Origin of the sequence: Mucilaginibacter sp. MD40 (assembly GCF_002288635.1) — a bacterium.
Taxonomy (GTDB): Bacteria; Bacteroidota; Bacteroidia; order Sphingobacteriales; family Sphingobacteriaceae; genus Mucilaginibacter.
This window is the reverse complement of the sequence record NZ_NRSW01000002.1, coordinates 1-5,111: the sequence shown is the minus strand read 5'-3', so window position 1 is coordinate 5,111 and position 5,111 is coordinate 1. Positions and strand designations below refer to the sequence as shown.

Here is a 5,111-nt window from a genome sequence, read left to right as displayed (position 1 = left end):
TCGACTGTTATCCAGTGAAGGCTTTTAATAAAGGTTGGCACCGACCTACTCTCCCACATTTTACTGCAGTACCATCGGCTCTGGCGGGCTTAACTTCTCTGTTCGGAATGGGAAGAGGTGGACACCGCCGATATAGGCACCTGAAGATCTTTTGTTAGTACATAGTAGTTAGTATCAGGTATCAAGACCTGAATTGGCTACACTAACAATATTTTTATGTTTATGAAGTAATCAATATCTCAATACTATGTACCTGATACTTGCTACTATCATCAAACAATGACATATTATTGAAAGAAGTAATTTTCGGAGAAAACAACAGCAATTTCTTCTGTTAGAGAAAGCTTCGGATAATTAGTATTACTCGACTTTGATGTCACCACCTTTATATCTGTAACCTATCAACGTAGTCGTCTGCTACGATCCTATAAGGAAGTCTCATCTCGTGGCTAGTTTCGCACTTAGATGCTTTCAGCGCTTATCTATTCCCAACGTAGCTACTCTGCAGTACACCTGGCGGCATAACAGATTCACCAGAGGTTAGTCCAACCCGGTCCTCTCGTACTAAGGTCAGCCCCACTCAAACTTCCAACGCCCACAACAGATAGGGACCGAACTGTCTCGCGACGTTCTGAACCCAGCTCGCGTGCCACTTTAATGAGCGAACAGCTCAACCCTTGGGACCTTCTCCAGCCCCAGGATGTGACGAGCCGACATCGAGGTGCCAAACCTCCCCGTCGATATGAGCTCTTGGGGGAGATCAGCCTGTTATCCCCAGCGTACCTTTTATCCTTTGAGCGATGGCCCTTCCATGCAGAACCACCGGATCACTATATCCGTCTTTCGACCCAGCTCGACTTGTCTGTCTCACTGTCAAGCAAGCTTATGCTATTGCACTCCGCGTACGGTTACCAAGCGTACTGAGCTTACCTTTGAAAGCCTCCGTTACCTTTTTGGAGGCGACCACCCCAGTCAAACTACCCGCCAAACAATGTCCTCGACATTATCGAGTTAGACACCAAATACAGAAAGGGTGGTATTTCAACGTTGGCTAACCTACTCCTAGCGAAGCAGGATCACAGCCTCCCACCTATCCTACACATCCTGTATCCGATATCAATGTTAAGTTGTAGTGAAGGTGCATGGGGTCTTTCCGTCCCGTTGCGGGTAACCGGCGTCTTCACCGATACCACAATTTCACCGAGCTCATGGCTGAGACAGCGCCCAGATCGTTACACCATTCGTGCAGGTCGGAACTTACCCGACAAGGAATTTCGCTACCTTAGGACCGTTATAGTTACGGCCGCCGTTTACTGGGGCTTCGATTCAATGCTTCGGTTTAACCCTAACATCCCCTCTTAACCTTCCAGCACCGGGCAGGTGTCAGGCCTTATACGTCATCTTTCGATTTTGCAAAGCCATGTGTTTTTGTTAAACAGTCGCCTGGGCCTTTTCACTGCGGCTGACATTGCTGCCAGCGCCCCTTCTCCCGAAGTTACAGGGCCATTTTGCCGAGTTCCTTAGCCATGATTCACTCGAGCACCTTAGGATTCTCTCCTCGACTACCTGTGTCGGTTTACGGTACGGGTTTTTATAACCTGAAGCTTAGCGGGTTTTCTTGGAAGTCTGATTACCTGAACTATCCCGTCCCCCGAAGGTTCTGAGTACTATCAGCATTCAGCAAGTCTGGCGTACTTAACTACCAAACCTATACCTACTGCCTTTAACGAACTATTCCGTCAGTTCGCGTCAGTGTCACTACTCCGTCACCGCATCGCAGTTATAAAAAGTACTGGAATATTAACCAGTTGTCCATCGGCTACGCCCTTCGGCTTCACCTTAGGCCCCGACTAACCCTGATCCGATTAGCGTTGATCAGGAAACCTTAGTCTTTCGGTGGGCGGGTTTCTCTCCCGCCTTATCGTTACTTATGCCTACATTTGCTTTTCTATAACCTCCACAGTCAGTTGTCCTTCCTGCTTCACCGGCATATAGAATGCTCCCCTACCAGATACATTACTGTAAATCCATAGCTTCGGTATAACGCTTAATGCCCGTTTATTATCCATGCCCGATCGCTCGACTAGTGAGCTGTTACGCACTCTTTAAATGAATGGCTGCTTCCAAGCCAACATCCTAGCTGTCTGTGCAATCGGACCTCGTTAGTTCAACTTAGCGTTAATTTGGGGACCTTAGCTGATGGTCTGGGTTCTTTCCCTCTCGGCCATGGACCTTAGCACCCATAGCCTCACTGCAGTGTATATTACATAGCATTCGGAGTTTGTCTGGATTTGGTAGGATTTGACTCCCCCGCACCCAATCAGTAGCTCTACCTCTATATAACTTTACCACCACGCTGTTCCTAAAAACATTTCGGGGAGTACGAGCTATTTCCCAGTTTGATTAGCCTTTCACCCCTACCCACAGATCATCCGGAAACTTTTCAACGTTTATCGGTTCGGTCCTCCAGTACCTGTTACGGCACCTTCAACCTGTCCATGGGTAGATCACAAGGTTTCGCGTCTACCCCCTCTGACTATACGCCCTATTCAGACTCGCTTTCGCTTCGGCTGCGTGGCTTAACCACTTAACCTTGCCAGAGAGGAGTAACTCGTAGGCTCATTATGCAAAAGGCACGCCGTCACAGAACAAGTCTGCTCCGACCGCTTGTAAGTACACGGTTTCAGGTTCTATTTCACTCCCCTGTTCGGGGTTCTTTTCACCTTTCCCTCACGGTACTGGTTCACTATCGGTCTCTCAGGAGTATTTAGCCTTACCGGATGGTGCCGGCAAATTCCCACAAGGCGTCTCCAACCTCGCGGTACTCAGGATACCACTATCTTACTGTTACTTACCCGTACGCAGCTATCATGCTCTATGGCAGGGCTTCCCAACCCCTTCCGGTTCATTTCAGTAGTCATGTTATGGTCCTATAACCCCGGCTATGCCGTAACATAGCCGGTTTGGGCTTCTTCCATTTCGCTCGCCACTACTCTGGAAATCACTGTTGTTTTCTCTTCCTCTGCTTACTTAGATGTTTCAGTTCAGCAGGTTTGCGCATTTATGCAACTATTCTTCAAATAGTTAGGTTTCCCCATTCGGAAATCACCGGATCAATTCATATTTGCTGATCCCCGGTGCTTATCGCAGCTTATCACGTCCTTCATCGCCTCTGAGAGCCAAGGCATCCCCCGTGTACCCTTTCTTACTTTCTTCTAATATCTTTGCCGCTTTTGCTCGGCACGATACGTTTTTATTGTTCGAGTCGCTTTTCTTGAGTCAAGAGTCAGGAGCCAGGAACCAGGACCGAAGTCTTGTCTCTTGTTTCTTTCTTCTCTCATCTCTGAAAAGACGTCCCTACTGTTGTCTTCTCTTCAATTTACTTCTTCCAATATGTCAAAGAACGTTCGTTTGAGGTTAAAGGTTAAGGGTATAAAGGGTAAAGGTTTTCACCTTTTGCCTTTCGCCTTTCTTCCTTTTACCTTAACTTGGTGGAGAATAACGGATTCGAACCGTTGACCCCCTGCGTGCAAGGCAGGTGCTCTAGCCAGCTGAGCTAATCCCCCTTTCGGATGTGTCATTAGGTCATTAGTCATTATGTCATCACTATGCAGTTTTTGACTCTTAACTTTTGACTTTTGACTTAACCTAGTAGTCCCGAGCAGATTTGAACTGCTGACCCCTACATTATCAGTGTAGTGCTCTAACCAAGCTGAGCTACAGGACTGTTTTTATTTCGGATTTAGGATTTTCGATTTCGGATTTATCAATCGTAATTCGTAAATCATAAATCGTAATGCCTTACAATCTCATCGCCCAGCGGTAGCACCACTGATGGCTTCATCTTCCGGGTTGTTGTTTCATTGTAATAAGAAAAGATAATGCAGGTAACAGCGTTGCTGTTCCGTTTAGTAAAGTAGCTTAGCGGATAATGCTCCAGAAAGGAGGTATTCCAGCCACACCTTCCGGTACGGCTACCTTGTTACGACTTAGCCCCAGTTACCGACTTTACCCTAGGCGGCTCCTTGCGGTTACCGACTTCAGGTACTTCCAGCTTCCATGGCTTGACGGGCGGTGTGTACAAGGCCCGGGAACGTATTCACCGCGTCATTGCTGATACGCGATTACTAGCGAATCCAACTTCACGGGGTCGAGTTGCAGACCCCGATCCGAACTGTGAATGGCTTTACGAGATTGGCATCCTGTTGCCAGGTAGCTGCCCGCTGTACCATCCATTGTAGCACGTGTGTAGCCCCGGACGTAAGGGCCATGATGACTTGACGTCGTCCCCTCCTTCCTCTCTATTTGCATAGGCAGTCTGTTTAGAGTCCCCATCATTACATGCTGGCAACTAAACATAGGGGTTGCGCTCGTTGCGGGACTTAACCCAACACCTCACGGCACGAGCTGACGACAGCCATGCAGCACCTAGTTTCGTGTCCCGAAGGACTGTGACGTCTCTGTCACATTCACTAACTTTCAAGCCCGGGTAAGGTTCCTCGCGTATCATCGAATTAAACCACATGCTCCTCCGCTTGTGCGGGCCCCCGTCAATTCCTTTGAGTTTCACCCTTGCGGGCGTACTCCCCAGGTGGAATACTTAACGCTTTCGCTTAGACGCTGACCGTATATCGCCAACATCGAGTATTCATCGTTTAGGGCGTGGACTACCAGGGTATCTAATCCTGTTTGATCCCCACGCTTTCGTGCCTCAGTGTCAATAACACTTTAGTAAGCTGCCTTCGCAATTGGTGTTCTGTGACATATCTATGCATTTCACCGCTACTTGTCACATTCCGCCTACCTCAAGTGTATTCAAGCCCATCAGTATCAAAGGCACTGCGATAGTTAAGCTACCGTCTTTCACCCCTGACTTAATAGGCCACCTACGCACCCTTTAAACCCAATAAATCCGGATAACGCTTGGATCCTCCGTATTACCGCGGCTGCTGGCACGGAGTTAGCCGATCCTTATTCTTACCGTACATTCAGCTTCGGTCACGACCAAAGGTTTATTCCGGTACAAAAGCAGTTTACAACCCGTAGGGCCGTCTTCCTGCACGCGGCATGGCTGGTTCAGACTTGCGTCCATTGACCAATATTCCTTACTG

2 tRNA genes and 3 rRNA genes are annotated in these 5,111 nt (G+C 48.2%); all 5 read right to left on the bottom strand.

Annotated elements, in window-relative coordinates:
* Window positions 1–32: 32 nt before the first annotated feature.
* Window positions 33–144 (bottom strand): 5S ribosomal RNA (gene rrf / locus CKK33_RS19370).
* A 191-nt stretch (window positions 145–335) separates the two neighbouring features.
* Window positions 336–3,215, bottom strand: a 23S ribosomal RNA gene (locus CKK33_RS19365).
* A gap of 274 nt (window positions 3,216–3,489) precedes the next feature.
* Window positions 3,490–3,566 (bottom strand) — tRNA-Ala (locus CKK33_RS19360).
* An 86-nt stretch (window positions 3,567–3,652) separates the two neighbouring features.
* A tRNA-Ile gene (locus tag CKK33_RS19355) sits at window positions 3,653–3,727 on the bottom strand.
* Between the two features lie 213 nt (window positions 3,728–3,940).
* Window positions 3,941–5,111: ribosomal RNA gene (locus tag CKK33_RS19350) — 16S ribosomal RNA — on the bottom strand; the annotation flags it as partial.